This window comes from Corynebacterium sp. LK2537, assembly GCF_040946485.1.
Classification (GTDB): Bacteria; Actinomycetota; Actinomycetes; order Mycobacteriales; family Mycobacteriaceae; genus Corynebacterium.
Window position 1 is genome coordinate 548206 of record NZ_JAYWLQ010000001.1, and the last position, 25718, is coordinate 573923.

21 protein-coding genes and 1 pseudogene are annotated in these 25718 nt (G+C 62.1%); 7 read left to right on the top strand and 15 right to left on the bottom strand.

Annotation, left to right across the window (positions count from 1 at the left end; genetic code table 11):
* The first annotated feature begins 141 nt into the window (after window positions 1–141).
* The 4 genes from VVS03_RS02590 to VVS03_RS02605 are packed head-to-tail and all read left to right on the top strand — an operon-like array spanning window position 142 to window position 3645.
* On the top strand, window positions 142–792 hold the full coding sequence (locus VVS03_RS02590) for an ABC transporter permease (protein WP_368518960.1): 651 nt from the start codon (window positions 142–144) through the stop codon (window positions 790–792).
* A complete protein-coding gene (locus tag VVS03_RS02595) occupies window positions 789–1937 on the top strand; it encodes an ABC transporter ATP-binding protein (RefSeq protein WP_368518959.1) in 1149 nt (382 codons plus the stop codon). Before VVS03_RS02590 ends, VVS03_RS02595 begins: the two co-directional genes overlap by 4 nt.
* Entirely contained in the window at window positions 1934–2689 is a 756-nt protein-coding gene (locus VVS03_RS02600; protein WP_368518958.1) for an ABC transporter permease, read from the top strand. The genes VVS03_RS02595 and VVS03_RS02600 overlap by 4 nt, the downstream gene beginning before the upstream one ends.
* The gene (locus VVS03_RS02605; RefSeq protein ID WP_368518957.1) at window positions 2686–3645 is read left to right on the top strand and encodes a glycine betaine ABC transporter substrate-binding protein; all 960 of its coding nucleotides are present in this window, start codon (window positions 2686–2688) and stop codon (window positions 3643–3645) included. Before VVS03_RS02600 ends, VVS03_RS02605 begins: the two co-directional genes overlap by 4 nt.
* On the opposite strand, the gene VVS03_RS02610 is transcribed toward VVS03_RS02605, so the two are convergent.
* The 7 genes from VVS03_RS02610 to VVS03_RS02640 form a co-directional block, all read right to left on the bottom strand.
* Entirely contained in the window at window positions 3638–3910 is a 273-nt protein-coding gene (locus VVS03_RS02610) for a FeoC-like transcriptional regulator (RefSeq protein WP_368518956.1), read from the bottom strand. The genes VVS03_RS02605 and VVS03_RS02610 overlap by 8 nt on opposite strands.
* On the bottom strand, window positions 3910–5841 hold the full coding sequence (gene feoB / locus VVS03_RS02615; RefSeq protein WP_368518955.1) for a ferrous iron transport protein B: 1932 nt from the start codon (window positions 5839–5841) through the stop codon (window positions 3910–3912). The genes VVS03_RS02610 and feoB overlap by 1 nt, the downstream gene beginning before the upstream one ends.
* A complete protein-coding gene (locus VVS03_RS02620; protein ID WP_368518954.1) occupies window positions 5838–6098 on the bottom strand; it encodes a FeoA domain-containing protein in 261 nt (86 codons plus the stop codon). The genes feoB and VVS03_RS02620 overlap by 4 nt, the downstream gene beginning before the upstream one ends.
* A 195-nt stretch (window positions 6099–6293) precedes the next feature.
* On the bottom strand, window positions 6294–8309 hold the full coding sequence (locus tag VVS03_RS02625) for a calcineurin-like phosphoesterase C-terminal domain-containing protein (RefSeq protein WP_368518953.1): 2016 nt from the start codon (window positions 8307–8309) through the stop codon (window positions 6294–6296).
* Window positions 8310–8402: 93 nt separating this feature from the next.
* Complete coding sequence (locus VVS03_RS02630) at window positions 8403–9572, bottom strand: aromatic acid exporter family protein (RefSeq protein ID WP_368518952.1); 1170 nt, start codon at window positions 9570–9572, stop codon at window positions 8403–8405.
* 81 nt (window positions 9573–9653) lie between these two features.
* Entirely contained in the window at window positions 9654–10385 is a 732-nt protein-coding gene (locus tag VVS03_RS02635) for a hypothetical protein (protein ID WP_368518951.1), read from the bottom strand.
* Complete coding sequence (locus tag VVS03_RS02640) at window positions 10373–10711, bottom strand: hypothetical protein (RefSeq protein ID WP_368518950.1); 339 nt, start codon at window positions 10709–10711, stop codon at window positions 10373–10375. The genes VVS03_RS02635 and VVS03_RS02640 overlap by 13 nt, the downstream gene beginning before the upstream one ends.
* A 254-nt stretch (window positions 10712–10965) precedes the next feature.
* On the opposite strand from VVS03_RS02640, the gene VVS03_RS02645 reads away from it, so the two are divergent.
* Window positions 10966–12327, top strand: a complete 1362-nt coding sequence (locus VVS03_RS02645) for an alpha/beta fold hydrolase (RefSeq protein WP_368518949.1) — start codon at window positions 10966–10968, stop codon at window positions 12325–12327.
* A gap of 53 nt (window positions 12328–12380) precedes the next feature.
* Here VVS03_RS02645 and cas2e read toward each other — a convergent pair whose 3' ends face one another.
* From cas2e to cas3, 8 genes and pseudogenes are all read right to left on the bottom strand, one after another.
* Entirely contained in the window at window positions 12381–12749 is a 369-nt protein-coding gene (gene cas2e, locus VVS03_RS02650) for a type I-E CRISPR-associated endoribonuclease Cas2e (protein ID WP_368518948.1), read from the bottom strand.
* Window positions 12746–13636 (bottom strand): type I-E CRISPR-associated endonuclease Cas1e, encoded by an 891-nt coding sequence (cas1e, locus tag VVS03_RS02655; protein WP_368518947.1) that lies wholly within the window; start codon window positions 13634–13636, stop codon window positions 12746–12748. Before cas1e ends, cas2e begins: the two co-directional genes overlap by 4 nt.
* Before the next feature lie 34 nt (window positions 13637–13670).
* Complete coding sequence (gene cas6e, locus VVS03_RS02660; protein ID WP_368518946.1) at window positions 13671–14378, bottom strand: type I-E CRISPR-associated protein Cas6/Cse3/CasE; 708 nt, start codon at window positions 14376–14378, stop codon at window positions 13671–13673.
* Window positions 14375–15091, bottom strand: coding sequence for a type I-E CRISPR-associated protein Cas5/CasD (gene cas5e / locus VVS03_RS02665; protein WP_368518945.1), 717 nt, complete (start codon window positions 15089–15091; stop codon window positions 14375–14377). Before cas5e ends, cas6e begins: the two co-directional genes overlap by 4 nt.
* A 19-nt stretch (window positions 15092–15110) precedes the next feature.
* Window positions 15111–16262 (bottom strand): type I-E CRISPR-associated protein Cas7/Cse4/CasC, encoded by a 1152-nt coding sequence (cas7e, locus tag VVS03_RS02670; protein ID WP_368534577.1) that lies wholly within the window; start codon window positions 16260–16262, stop codon window positions 15111–15113.
* Between the two features lie 30 nt (window positions 16263–16292).
* A complete protein-coding gene (gene casB, locus VVS03_RS02675) occupies window positions 16293–16946 on the bottom strand; it encodes a type I-E CRISPR-associated protein Cse2/CasB (RefSeq protein ID WP_368521727.1) in 654 nt (217 codons plus the stop codon).
* Window positions 16939–18619 (bottom strand): annotated as a pseudogene (gene casA / locus VVS03_RS02680) (type I-E CRISPR-associated protein Cse1/CasA). The gene casB and the pseudogene casA overlap by 8 nt, the downstream one beginning before the upstream one ends.
* A gap of 156 nt (window positions 18620–18775) precedes the next feature.
* Window positions 18776–21610: a CRISPR-associated helicase Cas3' gene (gene cas3 / locus VVS03_RS02690; protein WP_368534579.1), complete on the bottom strand. Its 2835-nt coding sequence runs from the start codon at window positions 21608–21610 to the stop codon at window positions 18776–18778.
* Between the two features lie 1834 nt (window positions 21611–23444).
* On the opposite strand from cas3, the gene wecC reads away from it, so the two are divergent.
* Together wecC and VVS03_RS02700 are read left to right on the top strand one after the other, a co-directional pair.
* Window positions 23445–24698, top strand: a complete 1254-nt coding sequence (gene wecC / locus VVS03_RS02695; protein ID WP_368533831.1) for a UDP-N-acetyl-D-mannosamine dehydrogenase — start codon at window positions 23445–23447, stop codon at window positions 24696–24698.
* Window positions 24699–24954: 256 nt separating this feature from the next.
* Window positions 24955–25623, top strand: coding sequence for an SGNH/GDSL hydrolase family protein (locus tag VVS03_RS02700; protein ID WP_368534580.1), 669 nt, complete (start codon window positions 24955–24957; stop codon window positions 25621–25623).
* Window positions 25624–25718 lie beyond the last annotated feature (95 nt).

Sequence of the window (25718 nt, forward strand, 5' to 3'; positions counted from 1 at the left end):
ACTGGATGTGACGGGTTTGTTAGCTAAAAAGGATATTAGGCATCGCACCGCCAAACCAGATCGCGGACCCAGCCCGCCGCGCGTAGGCCTGTATGCTGGGAATATGGTTTTATCTTTGTTTATTCGTGAAGGGTTGACCCCATGAACGGTCTCGGAGAATTCATCGGAGCCCGGTGGCAGGACATCGCTTTCCGTGCTTTCCAGCACACCAGCCTGGTCGTCCAGTCGGTGGCCGTGGCCTTGGTCATCGCGCTCGTTATCGCGGTGCTGGTGACGCGCTCGTCGAAGGCGACCGCCGCGGCCAACGCGCTGTCGTCCATCGGCTTGACGCTGCCCTCGCTGGCCCTGCTGGGCCTGGCGATTCCGCTCTTCGGCATCGGCACGGTCCCGTCGGTAGCGCTGGTGGTCTTCTACGCGGTGCTGCCCATCCTGCGCAACGCCATCGTTGGGCTGCAGGGCGTGGACCCGGCCGTCGTGGAATCCGCGCGCGGGCAGGGCATGTCGCCGGCCGCGGTCTTGTTCCGCGTGCGGCTGCCGCTGGCGTGGCCGGTCATCATGACCGGCATCCGCGTCTCGACGCAGCTGTCGATGGGCGTGGCCGCCATCGCCGCCTACGCGCTGGGCCCTGGCCTGGGTAGCTATATCTACTCCGGCCTCAGCCAGATCGGCGGTGCCAACGCGCTCAACTACGCGCTCGTCGGCACGCTCGGCGTGGTCATCGTCGCCTTGGTGGTCGACGCCTGCCTCGCCGGACTCCAGAAACTCACGACCTCGAAGGGGATTTCCGCATGACTGACCGTTCTACTGGCGCCGAGATCGTCTTCGACGCCATCACCAAGTCCTACCCCGGCCAGGGCTCACCGGCCGTCGACAACCTGTCGCTGACCATCCCGCGCGGCGAGCTCGTGGCCTTCGTCGGCCCTTCGGGTTGCGGCAAGACCACCTCGCTGAAGATGATTAACCGCCTGGTCGAGCCGACCAGTGGCCGGATCCTCATCAACGGCGAGGACGCCACGGCCAAGGATCCGACGCGCCTGCGCCGCGAAATCGGCTACGTCATCCAGGGCGGCGGCCTAATGCCGCACATGACGGTGGCGGATAATATCGCCATCGTCCCGCACCTGCTCAAGTGGCCGAAGTCGAAAATCGCCCAGCGCGTCGACGAGCTGCTCGACATGGTCGGCCTGGATCCTTCCGTCTACCGCGACCGCTTCCCCCGGGAGCTCTCAGGCGGCCAGCAGCAGCGCGTGGGCGTGGCCCGGGGGCTGGCGGCCGACCCGCCCGTGGTGCTGATGGACGAGCCTTTCGGCGCCGTGGATCCGATTACGCGGACCCGCCTGCAGGACGAGCTGGTCAACATCCAGTCGGACCTGGGCAAGACCATCGTGTGCGTCACCCACGACATCGATGAGGCGGTCAAGCTCGGCCACCGCATCCTGATTCTGCAGCCCGGCGCGCAGATCGCGCAGTACGATACCCCGGAAAACATCCTGGCCGCCCCGGCCAACGAGTTCGTCGAGGACTTCATCGGCTCCGGTTCGACGCTCAAGCAGCTGAGCCTGAAGCGCGTCGAGGAGATGGACTTGTGGGATGCGCCGGTCGCGCGCATCGGCGAGCCGGCCGACGAGGTCGTCGCCCGGGTCCGCGCCGCCGGCGAGGACACCGTGGTGGTCCTCGATGACAAGGATCGGCCCCGCGAGTGGGTCACCCTGCGCCAGGTGCAGCGCCACCGGGTCCTGCCCGAGCCCACCGTGGAGTTGTCCTCGGTGGTCGGTGCCCGCTCCACGCTGAGCGATGCCATGTCGGCCATGCTCGTATCCTCCCACGGCGGCGCGATGGTCACCCGGCGCGGAAAATTCATTGGCGTGCTGCTCTACGACACCGTCAATGACTACGTACGCACCCTGAAGGCAGAGGCGGGTGACAGCGAGCAATGAAAGAAAAGCTAACCCACACCTCGGCGGAAAACCGCCTGCTATTGATAGGCATCCCGGTGCTCGTGGCGGCCGCGCTAATCGGCTGGTTTATCTGGCACTCGGCGGCGGACCTCGACGACATCGAGGCGCGGACCCTGGACCTGTCTAACGTCGGCTATCTGGCGCTCGAGCACCTCCAGATCGTGGCGGTGACCGCCCTGTTGGTGGTGGTCACGGCGGTGCCGCTGGGCATCGTGCTCACGCGCCCGGCCACGAAGTTCCTCGCGCCGCTGGCTACCGGCCTGGCCAATATCGGGCAGGCCGCCCCGGTCATCGGCGTCATCGTTTTGCTGGCCATTTGGCTGGGCTTCGGCCCGCCGGTGGCGATTGCGGGCCTGTGGGTCTATGCCTTCCTGCCCGTGCTCGCCAACGTGGTGGCCGGCCTGCGCGGGGTCGATCCCGCGCTGGTGGAGGCCGCCCGCGGGCTGTCGATGTCGCCGGCCCAGGTCCTGCTCAAGGTCGAGCTGCCCATGGCGCTGCCGGTCATCATGACCGGCGTGCGCACCTCCCTGGTGCTGTTGGTCGGCGCCGGCGCCTTCGCCACCTTCATCGACGCGGGCGGGCTCGGCGGGCTGATCACTACCGGCATTAACCTGTACCGCAATTCCATCCTGGTTTCCGGCGCGGTGCTCATCGCGGCCTTGGCTCTGGCCGTCGAATGGGTGGGCCGCCTGCTGGAAGTGGCCCTGACTCCGAAGGGGATGAACGCATGAAAATTCGCACGCTAATCGCCGCTGCCTGTCTCGTGCCCACGCTGGCCTTGGGTGGCTGTGGGCTGGGCACCGCGGGCGGTTTCGTACCCACGGCCGAGCTCGACGGGGAGCTTTCGGCTATCGATTTGTCAGGTACCCACGTCTCCATCGGTTCGAAGAACTTCACCGAGCAGATCATCCTGGGCAAGATCGGCGCCATCCTGCTGCAGTCGGCCGGCGCCGACGTCGAGGATCTCACCAACGTGCCGGGTTCCACCTCGGCGCGCCAGGCGCTGGTGGCCGGGGATATGGACATGATGTTCGAGTACACCGGCACCGCCTGGATTACCTACCTGGGTAAGACGGATCCGATCCCGGACACCCAGAAACAATACGAAGCTGTCAAGGACGCCGATGCCGCCAATGGGCTGACCTGGCTGCCGCCGGCGCCAATGAACAACACCTACGCGCTCGCCGTCAGCGAGGACACGGCGCAGGAATACGGCATGGAGTCGCTGGACGACATCACCAAGCTGCCGGTCGAGGAACAGACCATCTGCTCGGACGCGGAGTTCATCGCCCGCAACGACGGCCTGATGCCCATGCTGGATGCCTACGGCGTGGAACAGCCCAGCCGGGAGCGCCTGTTGGAGATGGATTCCGGCGCGGTGTACGCGGCCCTCGACCGCGGCGAGTGCCGCCTGGGCTCGGTCTTTGCAACCGACGGGCGCATCGACGCGCTCGATCTCCACGTGTTGAGCGATCCGAAGGGCTTCTTCCCCAAGTACAACATGGCCCCGGTCGTGCGCACCGAGGTTATCGAGGAAAACCCCGAAATCGCCGAGCTGCTGGCTCCCCTCTCTGATATCTTGACCGACGAGCGGATGCAGCAGCTCAACGCGCGCGTGGACGTCGACGGCGAGGATTACGCCACCGTCGCCTACGACTTCCTGCGCGAAGAGGGCCTCATTAGTTAATCAGTTTGAGTAGCACCGGCCCGCGGCGCGCCCCGCCCGCGGCGCTGGGGCAGGTGCCCGCGGCCGCGCACCCGCCGCAGCCGCTGGACGGGCAGCCAGAGACCGGTTCGGGCACGAGCCCGCCGGTGGCCAGCAGGTGATCGAGGATGGCGTCGACGACGCCGGCATCCAGCCCGCTGCGCGCGGCGACCTCGGCGCGGGAGGTGACCCCGCGGGCGATGAGCTCGCGCACGGTTTCCAACGGAGAAGTCTGGGCGGTAGTCATTAGAACCACAACCGCAGGATCTGGAAAGCCGCCACAGATAGCGTCCAGGCTAGGGCCAGCTGCACGCCGAAGCCGAAGATGGTCCAGCGCCAGCCGATTTCTCTACGCTGGGCCGCCAGCGTGGCCACGCAGGGGGTATAGGCCAGCAAGAACAGCATGTAGGCCCAGACCGCGGCGCGGGCGTGGCCGCCGGAGGCGGCGTCGAAGTCGGCGCGCACGTGTTCGCTCAGGCTGCTGTGGGCCTGCTCGTCGGGCGCGGCGTCGGTGACGTCGTCAACGGAGTAGGTCTGCGCCCAGGTCGAAATCAGCGCTTCCTTGGCCACGAAGCCGGTGACCAGCGGCCCGGTCAGGGACCAGGAATCGAAGCCGGCGGGGGCGAAGATGGGCGCGGCGGCATCGGCAAGCGCGCCGTAGGCGGAGTCTTCGACGGCGAGCTCACCGGCGCTGGCCTCATCCAGCTGGGCGGCGGAGACCGGCAGGGCCATGAGCATCCAGACCACCACGACGGTGGCGACGATGATGCCGCCGGCGGTGCGCAAGAAGCCCTTGAGCCGGGTCCACATGACCGATAGCGCCAGGCGCGGGGTCGGGATCTGGTAGGTCGGCAGGTCGATGACCAGGGGCTCGTACGGCATCGCGCGCCAGAGCGTGTGGCGCAGCAGCAGGCCGGTGAGTACGACCAGCGCAATCGAGATGACGTACATGGCAAAGACCACGGACCCGGCGTGCGCGGGGAAGAAAGTGCTGGCCAGCATCACGAAGACGACCAGGCGCGCCGAGCACGAAGTGAACGGGATGAGCAGGCAGGTCAGGATGCGGTGGCGCGGGGTGCCCAGCACGCGGGTGGCGGAAATCGCCGGCACGTTGCAGCCAAAGCCCACGACGATGGGGATAAACGCCTTGCCCGGCAGGCCGATGGCCCGCATGACGCGGTCGGTGACCACCGCCGCCCGGGCCATGTAGCCGGAGTCTTCCAGCACCGCGAGGCAGATAAACATCAGCGCCATCAGCGGCGCAAAGGTCAGCACCATGCCGACGCCGCCGACGAGGCCGTCGACGATAAGGCCCGTGACCAGCGGGTGGTCCCAGCCGAGCGCGCCGAGGGCCGCGGTGACCGCGCCGGAGACCGGCCCGGAGACAAGCGCCTCGAGCCCGTCCTGGAGGGGCCCGGCCACGGTGGTGGTGATTTGGAAGACCAGCCACATCACGGCCATAAACAGCAGCGGGCCGGCCACGGGGTGCAGGGCCACCTTGTCGAGGCGCTGCGTAAACGTGGTGACCTCGTGGTCCTGGCTGACCGCGGCGCGGGCGGCGGCGTCCAGGTCGATAAAGCGCTGGTCGGGGGTGTCGTCCGGGCGCAGCACCTCCGGGCTGCTTGCCAGGGCCGCGTTCGCGGCCGTGCGTACGCGGGACATCCCGTCGCGGCGGCGCGGGTCGACTGCCACCACCGGCAGTCCGGTGGCGGCCGCCAGCGCGTCGGCGTCCACGCGCATCCCCCGCGCCTGGGCCACGTCCAGCTTGGTCAGCGCGACGATAATCCGGTAGGGCTCGCCGGCGAGCTGGAAGGCGATGTTCAGGCCGCGGGCGACGGCGGTGGCATCGACGGCCACGATGACGAGATCGGGGCGGTGGCAGGGCGGGGCGTCGAGCAACATGTCGCGGGTCAGCGCCTCGTCGGGGCTGAGCGGATCGAGGGAGTACGCGCCCGGGAAGTCGATGACGTCGGCCTGGGCGTCCTTACCCAGGCGCCAGGCGCCGCGGCTGATTTCCACGGTCGTGCCCGGCCAGTTGCCGGTCTGGGCGCGGGCGCCGGTCAGGGCGTTAAAGAGGGTGGATTTGCCGGAGTTGGGCGCGCCGACCAGCGCGACGATGGGCGAGCCTTCCGGGGCCAGCGCCCCGCCCGGGTTGCCGTGGCAGGTTGCGGTGGTCATGCCAGCACCTCCAGCAGGCGCAGGGTGTGGGCATCGACGGCGTAGCGGCAGGTGCCGACGCTCACGATGCGCGATCCGCCCGCCACGGCCGGGCCAATCTCGGCCTGCGCCCCGGCGCGCAGGCCCAGTTCGGCCATGCGATTGGCCAGCGGGGCGTTTGCCTGGCGCAGGTGCTCCACGTTCGCGGCGGTTAAAACGAGTGAGGTCCCCCGCCTCCCGCGGGGCGGGCGCTGGGCCCGGGAAGCAATGGCTGGCATGGCCATCGTCCTTTCGGTCGGTGGTGCGTGTCGTCGAAGCCGCGCACCAAAGGCTTATAACACCTTTTAAGCTACTCCGAGTTAGCCAACCCTACCCAAATTTTCGAGGCAAGTGTGACCAAGTAGACCTTAACCAAAGTCCGGGGCCACTCCCCTGCCTCGCGACCTGCCGCTTGCCCAGCGCATGCCCGATGTTTACAGGCGGATACCCAGCTGGCGGGCGTAGCCGCGCAGCTGATCCATAACCGCCGGGTTGCTCAGCGCGCCGCCGACCGCGGCGATGATGCCGACCAGGCCCACGATAGCGGCGACGGTGCCGCCCCGGCTGGAGCCGCTGCTCAGATCAGCGGACGAGCCGTCGGACGAGCCGGCGGAGGAACCGTCCGAGCTCTGGCCGTCCTGGCCGTCCTGGCCGTCCTGGTCGTCCTGGCCAGCCTCGCCGACGACGAACTCGTAGTCCTTGGTGTAGGTGTTGCCGTGGACGTCGGTCGCGGTGACCTGGGCGGTGTGGGTGCCTTCTTCCAGGTCTTCCGGCAGCGGCGCGCGCCAGATGTGGGCGGCACGGTCCGCGATGCTGCCGCCGTGGACGGCCTGGGCCTGCACGGCCAGCGGGTCGGAGTACTCGGCGCCGTAGCGCTGCTCCTCGCCCTGCATCGGCTGGGTGCGCTCGGCCTCGACGGCCTCGGCGCCGTCGAAGGAGACCTCGACGGTGGAGCCGGTAGCTCCCATAAAGAAGTTGGTGGTCAGGTAGGACTCGCCCAGCTCCTCGGCGCCCACCTGCTCCGGGTTATCGAAGGCCGGCAGGTCACCGCCCTTCTTGGCCTGGGAGCCGTCGTACTCGATGGTCTCGTCGTACCACTCGCGGTAGCGCGGGGTGTTCAGGGAGACGTTCATCTGGTCGTTCTGGTTGCCGCCGACCGGGGTGAAGAACTCGCTGACCTCGGAGCCGTTGATGTCCAGGGTGAGCACGCCCGGCTTGGAGCCGTCGCGGCCGTAAGACTTCGGCACGCCACCCTCGCCCATCTCGCCGGAGTACCAGTCGCCGGAGATGGCGCCGGCCACGATGTTGGTAAACGGCAGCTCGTCCACGCCCAGGGTGTCCTTCCACTCCTGGGTGCTGTCGCCGGCGCGCATATTGGCTACAGCATGGGTGTGGCCGCTAACGGCGATGGTCTCGCGGCCTTCGACCAGCTTGGCGATCTCCTTGACCTGGTCTACCTGGTGGCGGGCGGAGCCGGAGTCGGAGAAGGAAAACAGCGGGATGTGGGAGGCCAGGACGATGACCTTGTCCTCGGGCGTGCGCTCAAGGTCGGCGCGGAGCCAGGCCATCTGGTCGGCATCGAGTGCGCCGTTGTACTGCTCGCCGTCGACGGGGTACTCGACGGATTCCAGGGAGATGATGTGCGCGTTGCCGACGTCGTAGGAGTGGTAGGCCGGGCCGAATTCCTGGCGGAAGGTGTCGAATTTGTGCTCGGCATCGGCGTCGAAGTCCAGGTCGTGGTTGCCGGGCAGGAAGCGCGCCGGCGCGTTGAGCATGCCGGTCAGCTCGCGGGTGTCCGGGTAGAGGGAGAGGTCGTCGCCGACGACGTCGCCGATAAACAGCGCGCCGCAGTTGGTGAAGTCGTCGCGCTGGCTGAGATCGGTGAACGCGCCGGCGCGGGCGTAGCCGACCTCGTCCTTGTCGTAGGTCTGGATGTCGCCGCCGATGAGGCAGCGCTGGTTGTCCAGCGCAGAGTCCGGGTCGGTCACGAGCGGGAAGTTGACGGCCTCCGGCGTGCCACCGCTGGCCTCGATGCCGCCGTATTTCAGCTCCGGGGAGCCTTCCGGGACGTGGTTGTAGTAGAACTGCGCGGCGTTGGCCTCGTCGACGGGCACCTGGTAGCCGGCCGGCTGGGTGATGAAGACGGTGGTGTTCTCGTCGACCGGGATCTCGTAGCGGCCCTCGGCGTCGGTGGTCACGACCTCGCGGCCGTTGGAGACGGCCACGCCCTCGATGGGGGCCTCGTCGTCGTCCTGGGTGGAGTTGCGGTTGGTGTCGTCGAAGACGGTGCCGGTGAGGGTGTCGCGGACGGCATCGTCAGCGGCGGGGACGACCTCGACGTGGCCGCGGTAGAGGCCGTCGTCGGCCAGGGCGGTCGGTACGGCGAGGGTGGACAGGGACAGGGTGAGCGCGGAGATGGTGGCAACGGAGCGGTAGCGGCGGTGAGCCATAACAAGAATCCATTCGAGTGTGAGAGAGTCGGTACGCCCGCACACTCTAGGGGCCGCTCGTAACCGCGCCTTGAATTTTAGCTTTCGACTAAGTTAACAATCGCCTTTCCAGACGTTGGGCTTGTAGCCCGGCGTCGGCGTGGTTGGGGTCAGCGCCGACGATGCCTCCTCGTGGGTATAGCCACACACCCCCATCAGGTCGACGAGCAGGGAGCGCACCTGTGCCAGCATGACCGTGGTGGAAATGCCACGGGAGATGTCCTGGGCGTGCACCAGCTCCACCCCGGTCTGGGCGGCCAGGCGGCGCAGGCCGGTGGTCAGCTCGGAGATCTTGGTCGAATCGGCGAAGTCCGGGTCGGTCAGGATGGCGTCGGAGAGCTGGGTGGTCAGCTCGGCGACATCGCGCAGCAGCTCGATGAGCTCGTCGGTGATGGGCTCGCTATCCAGCACCGCGACGTGCGCCCGGCGGGAGAGCACGCGCGTGTTGCGCATGGCGTTGTCGACGTTGTTGAGCAGCCCCAGCAGCACGCGCATGTCCTCGCGCTGCTTGACCAGCAGCGGGGAGGCGAAGACCACCTCGCGGGAGTTGTTGGCCTCGGCGATCATCTTGTTGATGTTAGCCTGGCTGCCGCGGGCGCGCTCCAGGGCGCGGGCGATGCCGGCGGCGTCGCGGGCGTGGGTGGCCTGCGCGACCTCGTCCAGGATGGAGCCGGTCAGCCCCAGGATGCGCGCGACCTCGCGGCGCCCGTTGCGCAGCGGCGAGGCCGGCACCAGCGCCATGACCAGCAGTGCGACCATGCCGCCGACCAGGGAGTCCACCATGCGGTCGGTACCCCCGGAGGTCTCCGGCGGCAGGATGGTGGCGATGAGCACCGCGGCGAAGGCCGCGTGATTGGCCACCAAGGCGCCGCGGTCGACGAAGGTCGCCAGGGCCACGGCGACGGCCACCCCGACCGCGATCTGCCAGGCGCCGGTGCCCACGAAGTAGATGAGCCCGTCGCCCACGCCGACGCCGAGGGTCACGCCGACGACCAGCTCCATGGATTTGCGCACGCGGTCCCCGGCGGCCGAGTAGACGATGACGGCCGACATCGGGGCGAAAAACGGCAGCGCGTGCCCGATGACGTAGTGCGAGAAGCCGAAGGCCAGGCCCGCCGCCAGGCCAATCTGGATGATATACATCCAGTTGGAGCGCAACCGCCCCAATCCCTGCCGGACTTTACCGATTGTCAGCGCCTTCGCCACATGCTTTGCTCGTGCCACACCCTAGATAGTAGCCCGCGCCCAGCGAAAACAAGGCATCGCGAGCGCCTTAAAATGCGCTTAAAGCCCTCCCCGGCACAGCTAGCGGTTCAGCGGCGTGCCCTGCCACCTAAAGCCGCGGTCCATAAGCAGGCTGCCGGTATCCGACGGGCGCAGGGTGAGCTGGTGGGCGGCATCGTCAAGCTGCAGCTGCCCGTCCACGAGGCGGTAGCGCAGGTGGTACTCGTCCGCGAATTCTTCGCCGGCGCCGAAGTTCTGCTCGTCGTCGGCCATCGGGGCCAGCAGGTACAGATCCAGGCGCGGGCGGCCCGGCTCGCTGTCATCGACCCGGTAGAAGCCGGCTTGCAGGTCCCCGTTGGCGCGGCGGACGGTCGCCCCCGCGAACTCGCCCGGGTCGGCGTCCAGCTGCTCGAGCGCCGGCCCGCTGGCCACCTGCTGCTTGCCGAGGGCCACGGTGGACAGGCGGGCATCGTCAAGCAATTGGGGCGCGGGCTCCGAGCTGTCCTGGGCGACCTGCCACACGCCAGCCAGATCCTCGTGGACCGTGGCGAACTGCCTGGGCACGAGCACAGCCGGCGCCACCAGACCGGCGACCAACAGCACGGCCGCCGCCACGGGCGGAACCCAGCGCGTAAACCTGTGCACCCGCGGCCACGGGATAAGCCGCGGAACCTGCATCTTCGGCACGGAACGGCCCAGCGCGAAGGCCAGCACGCGCGGCACCCAGGGCGCTAGGACGATAAGGAAGAGCACCATCTGGACGAAGGATCCCTGCTTGACCGGCACGTCGAAGGTCAAGTTCAGCAGCCACACCACCCGAGGGAAACCGCCCCGATGAGGCCACCCAGCCACGCCGTGCGCCGCCACAGCACGAGCGCCGCGGCGAGCAGCTCCACAGCACCGGCCAGAAACTGCACCCACGGGCTAAAGGCCATGAACGTCCACAACAGCCCCATCGGGGACTTCTCCCCAACCGTAATCAGCAGCTGCGGGTAATCGACCACCCCCATCTGCAGCAGAATCACCTTCGCCGCGGCATACGGCAAGACGAAGACAAAAATAACCACGTGGACGACAGCATGCAGCGCCCACCCAAACGTGCGCCACGGAACGCGGCGGAAAAAGGAAGTCGAAGTCATAGCCACAATCCCGCCACGCACCGCGACCGCGCAGAAGAGGGCGAGCACGCAATTTCACGGTAGGGCCCGCCCTACCCCCCCCCGACTGAGCGCGAAAACCGCACGGGATCTGTCCATAGTTTTGCCATACAACGGTTGTACTTAGCATTTGCAACACTCATAATGACAGTTGCCGCGGGAACCTTTCACCCGCGGATCTCTTGTTTCTCGCATGCCTAACGAACGGCACGCCTACCTGGAAAAGGAATCCATACATGCTTGCATCCCGCCGCCTCACGCGGCCTATCCTGGCTTTTCTGCTCACGTCATCTTTGGTGGCCACCAACGTCAGCGCTCACGCCGCTCCTACTGCCGAGCTACCCGAATCCGCTCTGGGCCATGACGCTCTTTCCGATCCCGTTGCTGACCAGTCCCCCGACACTTCTGAGCAGGTCCGCGAAGCCGCGGATGAAATGAACCACAACTCGCCTAGCTTACACTCCCGTGGGGCCGACAAAAGCACTGGAGATGCCTACTCATCCTTCTACCACGACCCAGTGGACCTGGATGGTTCTTCCCCAGGACAATTGTTCCGGAATTCCTCGGTGCGAAACCCCCTAAACACGCTGGGCATTACCAACATCGGCCCTTACAAGGCGGAACGCATCCTCTACTCTTCCACCAACCGCAAGGGAGAGCCCATTCCAGTCAGCGGGATCGTCATCGAGCCGAAGAAGGATTGGATGGGGGACGGGCCACGTCCCGTGGTCGCCTACGCCCCCGGCACCCAGGGCGTAGCCGACCACTGCTCGCCATCGCGCAAAATCGCCGAAGGCGTGGGCGACTACGAACAGCTCTTCTTTGAAAGCCTCCTCAAGGAGGGGTACGCAGTGGTCTTGACTGACTATGAAGGACTTGGCACTCCCGGCCTGCATACCTACATGGACCGCCTCAGCCAAGCCCACGCCGTGCTCGATAGCGTACGCGCTGCGCAGCAACTAGACGGCTGGGATTTGGGCCCGGAGAATCCCGTTTTCCTCAACGGCTACTCACAGGGCGGCGGCGCGACCGCCAGCGCCGCGGAGCAGTATGACTCCTACGCCCCAGAACTCAACGTCAAGCTCGCAACAGTCGGTGCCGCCCCAGCAGATCTGACTCTTTTGCCACCAGCCCTCGACGGGACTACGTATTTCCTTTTCGAACTCTTCGCTCTACTCGGCCTGTCCCAGAGCTACGGCATCGATTTCAATGACCAGCTCAGCCCCCGCGGACAGAAAGTCCTCCGCAACGCCACAAACACGTGCACCTTGGGCCTCGGGCTCTATTCCGGACAGACCATCTCCGGGCTCACCGCCGACGGCGCTGACGTTCACGAGCTCATCGACACTGCTCCTTATAATCAGATTCTTGCGGAGCAACATATCGGCCACCGAGCCCCCACAGTCCCGGTAATCATCACACACAGCCGTGGCGACGACGTTATTCCCTTTGATACAGCCGAACAATTGGCGGCAGAGTGGGCCGACCGCGGTGCACAAGTCACCTTCCTCCCGAATGATGCTGGTTCGCACGTAGCTGGCACCATCCCGCACATTGATGCCACCCTTGACGCCATCAAAGCAGTACTAAACAGCTAACCGTCTCCTCTCACCTACCGCTGCCTAAGACTCACGGTCTGCACAGACTTTACTTAGGACGACCTGTTACCTCGGGTTTGTTTGTCATAAGCGGTCCGGAAGCGGCGGGCGTTAGACCACCCAGTTCTGCGCTGCGGCTTCTTCCGGCGGTCGGTAGGGCGCATCATGAGAGTCAGCCCATCGAAATCGATGGGCTTCCACTGGTGACGGTGGGTCCGAAATTCCATCCCCTGTTCGTTATTGGTGGAATACACGAGCAGGGCCCGACCGTCCTTACACAGCTCAACCGTCCGTTCCCACAGCAGCTCCCTAATCCGCGCGGTCGGCCGGCCGACGAAAACTCCCGGCGAGACCTCCATCAGCCACTTGGTGAGGTCGCCGCGCAACCCTGCGGGACAAGCGGATAAAACCAGTACCATCATGACAACTGCTCTTCCTCAGCCCAGTTGATTCCAGACGCGATGACCTCGAGCTCGCTCCACAGCAGTAGCTCCGCGTCATTTAAGAGCTCGTCATCAGGGACGTCGAACAGTGTCTTAAGGTCGCCGACCATACGAGGCATCAGTCGTTGCTCGACCACAGCGTCGCGCACGCGGCGGCGGACTTCGACGCTAGGCTGTCCACCCGCAGCTGCCACGGCATCAAATGCGGCGGGGATGGAGATTTCAGCCTTGTAAAGGTCCGCAATATCGTAAACAAACGAACGGTCCGTGCCCGTGTGAATAATGCCTAGGGCGGGGATGAATCCTAGGGCAGCAACGACGGCATGGGTGACCCCGTAAAGGGCCGCGGAACCTGCTGTCAGGGCCTGGTTAATCGGATCCGAAGAACTGAAATCACTGGGATCGTAAGATCGACGGTTCCAGTACACGCCGGTGCGTTTGGCCTCGGCCGCGTAGATCTTCTTCATCCTGGCGCCTTCCCTGCCGCGCAGCTGCGCCATGGTCAACCTACTCACGTCTTCACCGGCGAAGCGCATGGAATACATCGCCCTAGCGCAGTTCAGCCGTCGGCGCTGGTTGGTCACTACGGAAGCATGTATTTCAGCCATACGCGAGGACTTAGCAGGTGGCCTACCGCTCGCGTAGTAGCGCACGCCGCGCTCCCCGACCCACACGGTTGAGACCCCGGCGTCGCCGAGCAACGCCATGGCCGCGTACGTCACCCTGGTCCCTGGTCCCAGCAACAGCGCGGCGAGGTGCGTAGCAGGCAAATGCGCGATCCCGCGCCGGTCCTGGATGGTCAGAGAATTTCCTTCTCTATTTACCACTGCCCTTTCCACGTAGAGAAAGCTCAGCCGGTCTTCCATCCTCGACAGCGCGGTGCGCGCAATAGGTACCTCCCTAGGCGTTGGCATTGGTTCGGGCCCTGGCCAGAGTCATCAGGCCGCACCCGTAACCGCGCGCTCGCCCAATTCCTTGTGTCAGCGCCGCGCGCAAGAGATCTGGATCCGTAACTTCCAGGACACCCGCGAAACGAGCAGTCACGATGTGCACTCGAGCGCTGCTTCGACCACGACGGAAATCGAGAGTCTTACGCTCGATGACGGTGGGTACTTCGGTCGGATCCCAACGCTGCCGTTCTTGGTCTGATACTTCGTCACTAGCCCGGGGGGCGAGGCTAAAGCCACACTTGCCTGCCTTGTCATACAGCCATCCGAGCTGGTGCGGGACCGATACGTGAGCCTTAATCTTGCTGCGCTTGCCCTCAACTGTCTGGGCGAAGGTAGGGTTCGCCACCAGCTCGAAGTGCCAGCGCTGCCCCTTCTTGAGCGCCGCAAGAAAGCGGTCGTATTCAGCAATCTGTGCTGGACGAGTATCCCACCCGGCCTGCTCAACAATGTGCTGACCGGAGGACTTTTCCGGACCGACGATGTAGAGCGCGTGCTCATGACCGTTAGTGTCCGCACGCCACAGCACTCGGCCGGAAGACTCGTCCAGATCCGGCGGAAACGCCGCTCGGACGGCCGCGTGCATGGACTGCGGGTCTGTCAAAAGCTTGCGCCCCTGCCTCCTGGCTGGGTTAATCAGCACTTTCGTCAACGTTGTCATGCGTTCAGCACCGCCTCAAGGAAGGGATCCGCCTGCAGCTCGTTGGGCTCCAGGGGGTTGGTCAAGGTGGCGTAGTCGGTCTGGACGACCTCTCGCCAGCCATATTTTCGGTGTTCAGGGTTGTAGGAGACCGGCACGTCCTGGCGCGCGACCCCTACCTCACCCGCTTGGGCATCCCGGTAGATGGGCAGGGTCACCTGCTCGCCGCAGGTTTTCATGTGATTCTTGGTCGCATGCCATTTCTGGTGGCCCTGCAGCGCCTCGACCGCCGATTTATCCACGACGCCCAGGACCAGGTTGGGAGGAACAGGACACGAACGCCGCCCCATAAATAACGGGTAGACGGGATCATTGAGCGCCTCAACAAAGCCCTCCAGCAGTGACCGGTCCTCTGCCTCCACCGCGACTACGAAGGCCGCGTCCGACAGAAAATACCGGGTAATCAGCTTAGCGGATGCTTTGGGATCACGTTGCCACGGTTGCGCGGTCTGATAATCGCGCAGCAAGCTGCCGGATTGGTCGACGCGCACGGCAAGCCGCAGATGTGCAAGATCCTCGATCGGGTCGGTCCGTCGTCGCCCTTGGGCCGCCGCGATCAGACCGACGATGCCGGATTTAGACGGCGTCGGCGCCGTCGTTCTGGTGGCATACCGGGACTCATCGCCCCACGACTGCATCGGCCCCTTTAGCAAAAGCAAAAGAGAAGAAGTCATTGGCAAAAACTCCTAACCCTTAGCTTTCCAGAGCAGCGGAAACACGCTCTTGCAGCTCGCTGAGGGTTACTGCTTCTGCGATATCGGCGAAAGCTTCCCGAGCCTCTTCGAAGCCCAGCACGAATCCAGCCTTCGGCTTGAGGTCATACATTTCTTCGAAGCCCTTTTCCTCGGCCGCAAGAGCCTTGGCGCCGGCCACACGGAGGCTCTCTGCCTCAGTCGGCTCCACCGGCGATTCAAAAGCGGTGACCAGGGAAACCGGGCGGGTCTCACGAACCGCCACATAGACCAACTCCGGGAGCGTCTGGTTGGCAAACGTGTTGATCTTGCCGGTCGGCATCGACTTGATGAAGGCGTCGATGAACTGCCCCGCAGCAGTACGGGCTTCCTCCTCGGACCCCAGGTTTTCAGCCAGCCCACCCAGATTTACCGTGGCGTAGCGGTACAAGGTCGACGACATCATCTGAACCGTGCCAATCATTCCCGCACCGGTTTCCTCCCCGGCTTCCGCGAGGTCGTCCACTGCGGTGAAGTAATCAAATTCCGGCGCGCTAGCGTGGATGCCCAGTGCATGGGCCACCTGGACTGCGGCGTCCACGTTGTAGGCAGCATCGTCAGCGACCATGCGCCCGAACATCGCCATGTCTACGGAGTGCTCAGTATCAAGGATTTCCTTGGCCTCGCCCTTCTTGATCTTTTCGCCATCAGCCTCAACGAGGGCCTTTACTGCCCGATCAATTTGGTGCGGGCTCAGGAAGATCAAATAGCTGGTTTGTGGGTAGTACGCGTCGTCCAGCTTCTCCTGCTGTTCCTCGCCGGCTTCTACTTCCTTCTTCAGGGAGGTGATCTTCTTCTTGTCGACTTCCACCTTGATTCCGGCAGCCTTGAAAAGCTGAGTTACAGCTTCGATGGAGCGTTCGTTGTCCCAGCCCTCATGTACTTGGAGGCCTTGAGCAATTTCCTGCGGGAGGCGCTTGGAGCGCTTGCCGACACTGTCGGGAGAAACATTGGACTCGAAGTACTTGCGGATGGCGCGCTTCCAAGACTGCGAGGAGACGCGCTGACGCGGCACGCCACCGTAGACGGCGGACTTCGGTGCCCCAGTGTCATCGCGGTTGATCAGGGACGGTGGAACGGTTTGCAGGGCATGGATATCGACGATGTAAGACATGGTTTTCCTTTCGAGAGGGAGGGAGTTTAGTTAGGACTTTTGGGGACGAAAGCTCGCACCGGCGGCGAAATCGCGTCCCCAGCGCAGAAGCACCCCTTGGCGACGCGAGGCGTCACCCTGTGTCGTAGAGGTCTGGAGCAGGACGCGGAGATCACTAGCGAAATAACCGTAGTGGAATGCCAATTTCGATGAACGCAGAAGCGTAATGAGCGATCTCAGCTGAACCATCCGGGAGGCTTCATCTCGCGCTAGCAGCATCGCGTCGAAGCGAGGTTTGATAGACCCCGATTCCCGGATGGCGTACATTCGTCCGCACGCCCAGGCGAAGCTATGCGTGGACACGTGTGCTTCGCTGGTTGCGCTTTGCATGTGAATACCGAACGCGACTAGGGCGTGGAACGCTGCCTTCTCGCTCGGCGAGAGGCTCGTGCCCTTGCCCAGCTCCCGCTCTTCCAGCGGTGGCTCCAGCAACAGCAGTATTTCCTCGAGAGCCAAAGGCTGTTGTTCTGGGGTACGTGAGGAGTATTTTCGCAACTGGGCTAGCGCGCCTCGGGCCCGCGCAGCCGCGGCATGATTAGGGCTGCGCAAATAGGCGTACTGCAAGGCTTCTACCGTCTTGGTAACCGAGGCGTGCAGGCCGGCTCGTTCTACGACCGGCTGAGCCACGTCTTGCGTTTCAAGCATGGACTTCATCCTTTTCTTCCGTCGAGTTTTGGTCTTCTGGCTCGGGCACCGTCAATGGCAGGTCCTTCTTCAAACGACGTCTGAGAGCTTGGTGCAACGTACCAGCCGATACAATCCGTCCGTGCCCCTTTTCGTCCGCGTCTGTGATACGGCCGACAATGGCCTTTTGCCCTGCGCCTCGTACCAGTTCAACCGCCTGATCCAGCGCTTCTTCCAGAACAGCGAACTGCCACTGTCGGGCACGCTTGTCCACGTTTTCGGTATCGACGGTGGCTAACCAGTCGATGAACTTCGGCTCAAGACGAGAGTAGAGCCGATCCGCTGCGGCAGCGCCAAATTCATAATCACCTCCGGCCGCTACCAAAAGCTGGCCCGCGAACCATCCGACGCTCACGGCGGCAGCTCTAGTCTTCTCCACCGCTGTGCGGACGGCCTCGCGCACTCGCTTACCTGTGTCGTCCGTACGCAAGACAGCCAGCGGCAAACCAATGGATGTGCTGAAAGTGGTGCCCACCGAGGACTCTTGTGGCCCGTAAACCATAGAGACCAAAGCGAGATCAAGGACCCGCGTCTCCAGGTATCCGTCGGCGGAAAGATTCGCCAAGTTGCTGAGGGTGGCAGGCCGGATTGGCGCCTTTTCTTTCTTTGTGAAGCCAGCGTCTCCGGTCACGGCGACTAGGGCATCTAGCGATTTCCACATCGTACGGGTTTCATCGTAGGGCCGCGGGTAGTAGGCGTCCTCCGTCTGCGTGGACTGGTTAGGGCTGTACCGATACGGCGTCATTGGGTCGCCGAAGACATTCTTACCTGCTGCGGGGATTCGGTCCCCGTTGGCCAAGACGACTCGGCGGACTCTCCCACCCTCCACGTGAAGCCGGATCCGGCGGGCCTGCCACGTCGCTAGATCGGCGGCCCCCTGAGGCGCAGCCCCTTCCTTCGGATCCGATCCTGGCCGCTGGGCTGCCGAGTCCTGCGGGCGTTCCCACACGGGTAAATCCCCCGAGAGATCACGTGCGGTTGCGCTTTGGTTTACTGCCTCTGGGGCCGTATTAAGGATCAAAGTGTCGAGCAAACCATACGGGCTGAGAATCAACGTTCCCCCCAGTCTGCCCCGACCACCCAGTGCCAATCGGGTAACCTTTCCCTCCTGTGACGCGTTCGTCACCGACCGCACCAGACTTAATACCGGAATAATCGTATGCTTGCGCATGAACCAACCATCGCGCAGCCTCGGCGAAGGACAAGGACTCCCGTTCCTCCGCCGTACGCATCGTAAATAAAGCACTCGCGGCCTCGGGCACGATCATAGAAACCGACTTGGTCCCGCCAGACTTCGTGTGCAAATCCGCGACCTGCATGAACGGCTGCTTGTCATCGAGCAGATCAAACCGGTCTTCGTAGGTCTCTAGATAGTCTAGAACTACATCGTCGCGACCCGAGTCACGCAGGAATTCCCGCGTTTCTTCGAACCATTCTCCCCAATCGAAGGAGTCATCTCTCCGCGAAGTGGGTAATGCTTCTGAGATTTCCTGGGCGTGGGCACGCCAGAAAATAGCTAGTAGGACGCGGATAACCGCATAATCCTGGGTAGGTGACTCCCCAACGATCTTCGCGACGCGTACGCGCCCATCAAAGATTTCTCTGACACTGACTACACGAGGATTTCCCTCCATATCCATACAACGAATCCACGGCACATCCAACAGGTTGAACGTCGTCGGTTTGGTATCGCCATTATCAGTCACGGTTGCCACCCTCCTTTCTGTACTTAGTTGTTTTTGTATTTAGGTTTGGCCTTGTTTGAAGAGGCACTTTCTAATCTAGAGCTCTCACTGGACCCTCCCCTCCGAACCATCGCTCAAGATTTCGATTCCTAACTCCCTGGTGTATTGAACTTTAAATCGTCCCAGCTCACAGCATCCTTCTTCATCAAGTTCTAGGGCTAACTGCCCACGAAGGATTGGGCTTTGTTGCCAGGTTGCTGGTGTGGACTGTTCAAGTTCCGTCACGACCGCATCGAAGTCCTGCGGCCGGCGCGTCATACGGGTAGGAAGGCGGACCGTCCCAGTTGCTAACTTTCGTGCTTGCCTAAACGGCAGCTCTTCCCCCGTGAGGATCTCAGTATCCGTCCCAAAAGGAAGGTAGCCATACTCTGTCGCGATAACCGGGATTGCTTCCACCGTTGGTTCAGCATCACGGACCATGGCCGCGCCCCGTTCCCCATCAGCGCCAGCGCTACGTGAACCGGCGTTCTCACTGACTAGCTGCTGAAACAAGCTGGAGAACTTCTTCGTGTCCGGCGGCGGTATCCGGAAGCTGGCCGATCGACTTTCCGCCCGTTTTCTCTTGGCCAAATCCTCGTTGCGGGCCCGACGTACTGCTTCGGCCCAGGCCTCTGGCACCGGCCAATCCTCGGCATATGCCTGCCGGACCAAGTCAGGTACATCCGCAGGGCGCTGGAATGAATCGGGAAGCGTCGCCAGCGTTGCGAGCAACAGAGCGTCGCCATAAATGGCACTTGCCCCACCATCGAATTCGGGTGCAGGCTCCCGCTCGAGGATCCCACGGATGAACACCTGCGGAGTTCTTAAACCACTTGGCCGATCCCCTCGCGGCCTGCGGTGGCGGTGGATTCGGCCCGCACGCTGAATCACTAGGTCCATGGGGGCGATATCAGTGATCAACACATCAGCGTCGATGTCCAAACTTTGTTCTGCCACTTGGGTGGCAACAACAACCTTTCGCCAGGGCCTGCCACTCCCCCTTTGCGCATGCGGGCCTAGCTCGGCCCGCAACCGGTCTTCTTTCTCAGAGCGCTGCCAAGCAATGAATCCAGCGTGGTGGAGTTCCACCTCTCTGGGAAAGGACACGCAAAGTTGTTGGTAGGCGGCTTGCGCCCGGGCAATCGTATTGACGATAACCAAGAGACAACCACCTTGTCCGACAAGCTCAGTCACCGTCGCGGTGAGAGTATCCAAGTCATCCTCGATGAAGTTGACCGCCACTACTTCATTTTCGGTTTTCTCCTCAATTGGAATTTGGGTGACCTCATCAGGGGTCGCCACGGTGATCAGGGGATAACTTGGGTCCTCGGCTTCCGAGATTTTTCCATCGGAATACGCTTCGAGAAGTTCCTTACGCCTCGCTGGTGGCAACGTTGCTGACATGACAATAACGCTTGCGCCGTAGTACGACAGCCAGCTAAGGGTGGTTTTCAAATAATTGGTCGAATACAGGTCGAAAGAATGCACCTCATCGAAAATGACCACCTTCCCTGCCAGGGCAATGTGCCTGAGCATTGAATACCGCTGCTGCAGGGCCATCATCAGGACTTGGTCGATTGTCCCCACGACGATGTTCGACAACAGTCCACGGCGTCGTCCACTAAGCCATTGCAATGCAACTACCGCGCCACTACCGTCGGAAAGTTCTGGTTCAATATCCCGTAGCTTTAAATCTTGAAAAGGCTGCGACAAGGAATTTTTCGAGTGAGCCAAGTACATCGATCGCACCTGCTGGTCCGTCGTATTTTTCGCCCACCGCACTGTCCTGTCCAGCAGGCCGTTCGCGGTCGCCATAGTCGGCGCCGCAAAGTACAGCCCCTGGGCGCCAGCCTTCGCTGCCAGAACCCGCGCTGCTTGCAAGGCAGCTTCGGTTTTGCCTGCACCGGTTTCAGCTTCTAGCACCATCATCACCGGGCCAGTAGTCTTTTTCGCCGAATCTACCATGGCCTTCTGCACTGGTCGCGCCGAATACTCACTAGGCCAACCAAACGCTCGCCGAAAACTAACATCCACGTCCACTGACGCGTCACTTACCGGATGCCAAGGCGCTGTGAGCTGAACCGCGCGCGCGGCCTGATCGACACGTTCTGCCTGCGAATCTGAACCGCTCAGGCTAAAGGCATCTTCATTGGAAGCGACCCAATCCGACATCACCACCAAACCTGTCAGCAACTGCAGGTCACGGGCACGACGTATCCCTTTTTTCCGCAGTTTATTTAGCACCACATCCACGTCAGTAAGCTTCGCAGTCGCTTCCAACAGCTCGCCATGGACTTTCCGCCACGCTGGAGGGTACTGAGCGATAATGAGAGCTACTCGTTCTGAAATTTGCTCACTCGGAATACCGTGGTGAGCATCAGCGACAGCGGCTACCGAGTTTGCTGAACGCCGCGAAAAGCCGCGCGTTTCCTCCAGCCAGTCACGGATTATTACGCCGGATGCCACACTATGCGGCAGCTTGTCCACATTGAGCTCATCAACGCCTTGATCGAGACTAAGCCCTGCATCCCGCACACGTGAAACCAAGTGCCGCACATCTTCCCTGAGCTCAATCTGACTCTGAAACTTTCGTACACCTTTTCCCACGTCGTGTGAGGCAGCAAGCCAGAGAATAAGTTTTTCTAGCTCCTTCACCGATAGGCCGAGGTTGCCCGCCAGAATCCCCTTTATAGAGTCAGACAACCACACATGAAAAACCATGGATGCCGCGCATGCCGAGTCCCGCAAATGTTCCGGCAAAGTCAGAAAGTTGACCCCATCACCAGACTTCGCCCATAAACTCCGCGCTTCAACACTTCGCTCCGCAACCCAGCCATCAGCCCGTTGAGCAAGGTTAATGACCGGCTGCGGCAAGCCCCAAGGACTACGTGTCGACGTCATGGAAAACTCCATTTTCTTTGTGGGCCGCCATTTGATTTAACGACCTATACACTTGAAGATACAAGAATGAAGTACAATTGGTAACCGCCAAATATAACAAGTTGCTGATTTGCTTGCTGTTCGGCCTTGTCCACTGGTGCTACCCTTATTCATCGGGCTCCAAGCAAGTAATTCCCCAGATTAGGGATGAGCCATTGTTCTGTTCTGCGGAGCCCACTTCCCCGCTCCGGCGGGGCACCCAGCGCTCAACCCCGTTTAAGAATGGCGATACATAGGAAAGACGAGCGGGACTAAAGACATCCTTACGCTTGAAAGCTCGGAACCGCGCTAGACCGCGATACCCCTTCCGCCCCGCCCCACATTGTCACGTCTGTTTGCACGGCACACCGCTTTACTGGCTTCTTCCTGCCTCACTGAAACGACTTATCCCTGCTTGCCCGAGAAACACATCACCGTCGACGAGGTCTCCCGCGATCTCAAAGGCTTATCCCTGCTTACGCGAGGAACGCGCGACAAACTCGGTCAGGTATTTGCGCTCTGACGGCTCATCCCCGCGTGCGCGGGGAACACACATCAAGTGCCTGAGCCAACACCGCGTGAGCCGGCTCATCCCTGCTCGCGAGGGAAACGCACGTGGGGGATGGCGGCCGCGCCACGCTCGACGGGCTCATCCCCGCTTGCGCGGGGAACACACTCTGCGGACTGACCGGTCGTTTTGGCAAAAGGGCTCATCCCCGCTTGAGCGGGGAACACCCGGAGCGGGTGCGAAATCTGACGGGCCTGGTGGGCTCATCCCCGCTTGCGCGGGGAACACAGTTCCTCCTGCATGGGCTTCATGAATCGGTAGGGCTCATCCCCGCTTGCGCGGGGAACACGGAACCGGTAAAGATGACCGCGACTCGGGATGAGGCTCATCCCCGCTTGCGCGGGGAACACCTAGGCGGGGCGGTGCTGACCATGCTGCAGGCGGGCTCATCCCCGCTTGCGCGGGGAACACTCGCCATTCGAGCCGAATTGCAAAATGCCGGGCGGCTCATCCCCGCTTGCGCGGGGAACACAGGGCCTGCGGGGCCCGTCGATCCCCTGGGGCCGGCTCATCCCCGCTTGCGCGGGGAACACGGTCTGGGTTCGTTGACTCGCTTAAAGCTGGTGGGCTCATCCCCGCTTGCGCGGGGAACACGTGCTCGCGGCCTGCGCAGACGCCCTCGTGTTCGGCTCATCCCCGCTTGCGCGGGGAACACATATGAGACAGGTACCCAACGACGGCGCGCAAAGGCTCATCCCCACTTGCGCGGGGAACACACTTCGCGAGCAGCGAAAACTCGAGCCAACTTTCTATATTACATACGACTTCACGCGCCTAAAACCTGAATACCCCGGCTCTGCTTTGGCATGCGCTACAGATCCCTACTTTGGCTACGAGCCGCACTTCCCTACTATGACTACACCGCGCACTCTTGCAATAGCTTTCCCATCACAAGTTATGGAACTAATTGAGGCAAATCTGAAAATTGTTCACATTGCCTTTTAGCCGGACGTTTTCCGGAACGAATGTTCCCCCAGAGAACGTAGTCGAGCATAGAAGTGTCCATCAACCGCATAAGAGAGATACTCATACCCGACCACCTATTTCCCGTAGACCCACCGACCTTCTCGCTCCGCTCACCCCCAAAAATGTCACCCCTACATAAGCTTTAAATAAGAATTTACAACTTACCAAGCATTATTACTGCCACACGTGTAACATCCTTGCCGAGTCCCACCCCAGGTTTTGCCGGGCACGCCAGGATGAAACAAGCTTGCGTGCCCTTTACTTCTATTGCAAAGGATTTCCATGTCGAAAGCTCACGTCGCATTTGTCGGGCTTGGCTATATTGGCCTACCGACCGCCGTTGTTCTAGCTAATTCCGGTGTAGAAGTCACTGGTGTCGATGTCAACACACCCAACGTTGACCGCATCAACCGCGGCGAGGTAACCATCGTTGAGCCGGGGCTGGAAGAAGAGCTGCGCTCGGCACTGGAATCCGGCCGTTTCAAGGCCACCACGGAGCAGGTGCACGCGGATGCCTACATCATCGCCGTGCCCACGCCTTTTACTGAGTCTTACGACGTCGACATGAAGTTCATCTACTCGGCAGCCGAGGCCATCGCGCCGCAGCTGGAGGGCGACGAGCTGGTCATCCTGGAATCCACTTCCCCGCCGCTGACCACCAAGAAGATGGCCGACAAGATCCTCGAGCTCCGCCCCGACCTTGTCGCCGATGGCGCTGAGAATCCTGAGAACAAGCCGGTGGTCTACTTCGCCCACTGCCCGGAGCGCATCCTCCCGGGCAAGGCTATAGAAGAGCTGCGCACCAACGACCGCATCATTGGCGGCCAGACCCCGGAGGCAACGAAGCGCGCCACCGCCATCTATTCCTCCTTCTGCAAGGGCGAGCTCCTGCCGACCAACGACGTCACCGCGGAGATGGCCAAGCTGACCGAGAACTCCTTCCGCGACGTCAATATCGCCTTCGCCAACGAGCTTTCCCTCATTGCCGACAAGCTCGGCATCGACGTCTGGGAGCTCATCGAACTGGCCAACCACCACCCGCGCGTTAACATCCTGCAGCCCGGCCCCGGCGTTGGCGGGCACTGCATCGCCGTGGATCCGTGGTTCATCGTGTCGGCGGATCCGGAAAACTCCAAGCTCATCCACACCGCGCGCAACGTCAACGACGGCAAGCCGGCTTGGGTCATTAGCAAGGTTAAGGAAGCCATCGAACGCACCGGCGCGTCGAAGGTCGCAGTCCTCGGCCTCGCTTTCAAGGCGGACATCGACGACCTGCGTGAGTCGCCGGCGCTCAACATCGCGGTCGACCTGGCCGAAGAGCTGGAAGACACCGCGTTCCTAGTGGCCGAGCCGAACGTCGACGAGCTACCTAAACGCCTCAAGGGCTTCGACAACGCGCAGCTTACCGAGTACACGCAGGCGATCGACGATGCCGATGTCATCCTGCTACTGGTCGACCACAAGGAGTTCAAGAACCTGGACGCGCAGCTATTGGACGGCAAGGAAGTCGTCGACACTAAGGGGATCTGGTCGTAAGAAGGAAGTTTCCGCTTTAGCAAACCCTGGAAATACTAAAGCTCTACTTATAGAACCCTATTACCTTTACTGACAGGATTTCCATGCGTCACAGTATTCGTTTGAAAGAACAAGCGAGAAACCGCACACATCCCGCCCATCCGACACCGACGAAACTGACCCGCTCCCAAGGGCTGGAAGACATAGATTTCCCGTTAGAAACCGACAAAAACGGGTTTATCCTCTCTAGCACTAAGTGGGACCCGGAGCAGCCTAGTTGCTTTTTATCGGTGGCTCATTCGTTGAGTCCTCGTTCTCCATGCCCGATGACCGGTTCGCAGCGCAACTGAACCACAGATTACCTTTCAACATCTACAACGGCGGGTACTCGGGAACGACCTTACTTCAGGCTGCTTGTAGGATTTTCGTACAGATTCCCACGGTTGCAGAACGCGGCGATTCGATTCTTTTATTTTCTTCGCAGTCAGATGCGAGTTGTTTCAGCCTCTCGGCTGGTTACTGGACAAATGACAAAACGTATACTGCTCTCCAGCCACCCCTGACTGAGTCCCCGGAATGGGAAGCCTCCTTTACAGACACTGCAGCGTTAATTGACTCGATAGTCATGTTCTGCCGAGGTATGAACTTCAAACTCGCCCTATGCGTTTCGCCTTATCTGCGGGTGGAATGGGAACGTGACAGGTGGCTGCGGAGGAATTACGGTTTAAAAGACAAACAACTGCAAACTGCCAAGCGCCGAGCCGCGTTATCTCAAGTTTTTCGGGATGCGGCAAAGAAAAACGATATACCTCTCGCCGATTTGGAGTCCGCGCTGGCCGGCGATCCCAAATATTTTTACGACGAGCTTCATGTGAACAAGGCCGGCCAAGACCGGGTCGCTGAGGTTTTGACAGAGTTCTTCAACATTCAAAAGAATCTTTCGTAGGTTCTGCCTACGTCTGCCTGTGAGCTTCAGCGTAATTGTTCCTATTCTCGCACCTTTCGTTGAGTAAGGGTTACAGACCGATGAAAGAGACAGTC

What these genes read in the sequence shown, in the direction of transcription:
- VVS03_RS02590 (WP_368518960.1), top strand. Translation starts at nt 142, where the DNA reads ATGAACGGTCTCGGAGAATTCATCGGAGCCCGGTGGCAGGACATCGCT.
- VVS03_RS02595 (WP_368518959.1), top strand. Translation starts at nt 789, where the DNA reads ATGACTGACCGTTCTACTGGCGCCGAGATCGTCTTCGACGCCATCACC.
- VVS03_RS02600 (WP_368518958.1), top strand. Translation starts at nt 1,934, where the DNA reads ATGAAAGAAAAGCTAACCCACACCTCGGCGGAAAACCGCCTGCTATTG.
- VVS03_RS02605 (WP_368518957.1), top strand. Translation starts at nt 2,686, where the DNA reads ATGAAAATTCGCACGCTAATCGCCGCTGCCTGTCTCGTGCCCACGCTG.
- VVS03_RS02610 (WP_368518956.1), bottom strand. Translation starts at nt 3,910, where the DNA reads ATGACTACCGCCCAGACTTCTCCGTTGGAAACCGTGCGCGAGCTCATC.
- feoB (WP_368518955.1), bottom strand. Translation starts at nt 5,841, where the DNA reads ATGACCACCGCAACCTGCCACGGCAACCCGGGCGGGGCGCTGGCCCCG.
- VVS03_RS02620 (WP_368518954.1), bottom strand. Translation starts at nt 6,098, where the DNA reads ATGCCAGCCATTGCTTCCCGGGCCCAGCGCCCGCCCCGCGGGAGGCGG.
- VVS03_RS02625 (WP_368518953.1), bottom strand. Translation starts at nt 8,309, where the DNA reads ATGGCTCACCGCCGCTACCGCTCCGTTGCCACCATCTCCGCGCTCACC.
- VVS03_RS02640 (WP_368518950.1), bottom strand. Translation starts at nt 10,711, where the DNA reads ATGACTTCGACTTCCTTTTTCCGCCGCGTTCCGTGGCGCACGTTTGGG.
- VVS03_RS02645 (WP_368518949.1), top strand. Translation starts at nt 10,966, where the DNA reads ATGCTTGCATCCCGCCGCCTCACGCGGCCTATCCTGGCTTTTCTGCTC.
- cas2e (WP_368518948.1), bottom strand. Translation starts at nt 12,749, where the DNA reads ATGATGGTACTGGTTTTATCCGCTTGTCCCGCAGGGTTGCGCGGCGAC.
- cas1e (WP_368518947.1), bottom strand. Translation starts at nt 13,636, where the DNA reads ATGGAAGACCGGCTGAGCTTTCTCTACGTGGAAAGGGCAGTGGTAAAT.
- cas6e (WP_368518946.1), bottom strand. Translation starts at nt 14,378, where the DNA reads ATGACAACGTTGACGAAAGTGCTGATTAACCCAGCCAGGAGGCAGGGG.
- cas5e (WP_368518945.1), bottom strand. Translation starts at nt 15,091, where the DNA reads ATGACTTCTTCTCTTTTGCTTTTGCTAAAGGGGCCGATGCAGTCGTGG.
- cas7e (WP_368534577.1), bottom strand. Translation starts at nt 16,262, where the DNA reads ATGTCTTACATCGTCGATATCCATGCCCTGCAAACCGTTCCACCGTCC.
- casB (WP_368521727.1), bottom strand. Translation starts at nt 16,946, where the DNA reads ATGCTTGAAACGCAAGACGTGGCTCAGCCGGTCGTAGAACGAGCCGGC.
- cas3 (WP_368534579.1), bottom strand. Translation starts at nt 21,610, where the DNA reads ATGACGTCGACACGTAGTCCTTGGGGCTTGCCGCAGCCGGTCATTAAC.
- wecC (WP_368533831.1), top strand. Translation starts at nt 23,445, where the DNA reads ATGTCGAAAGCTCACGTCGCATTTGTCGGGCTTGGCTATATTGGCCTA.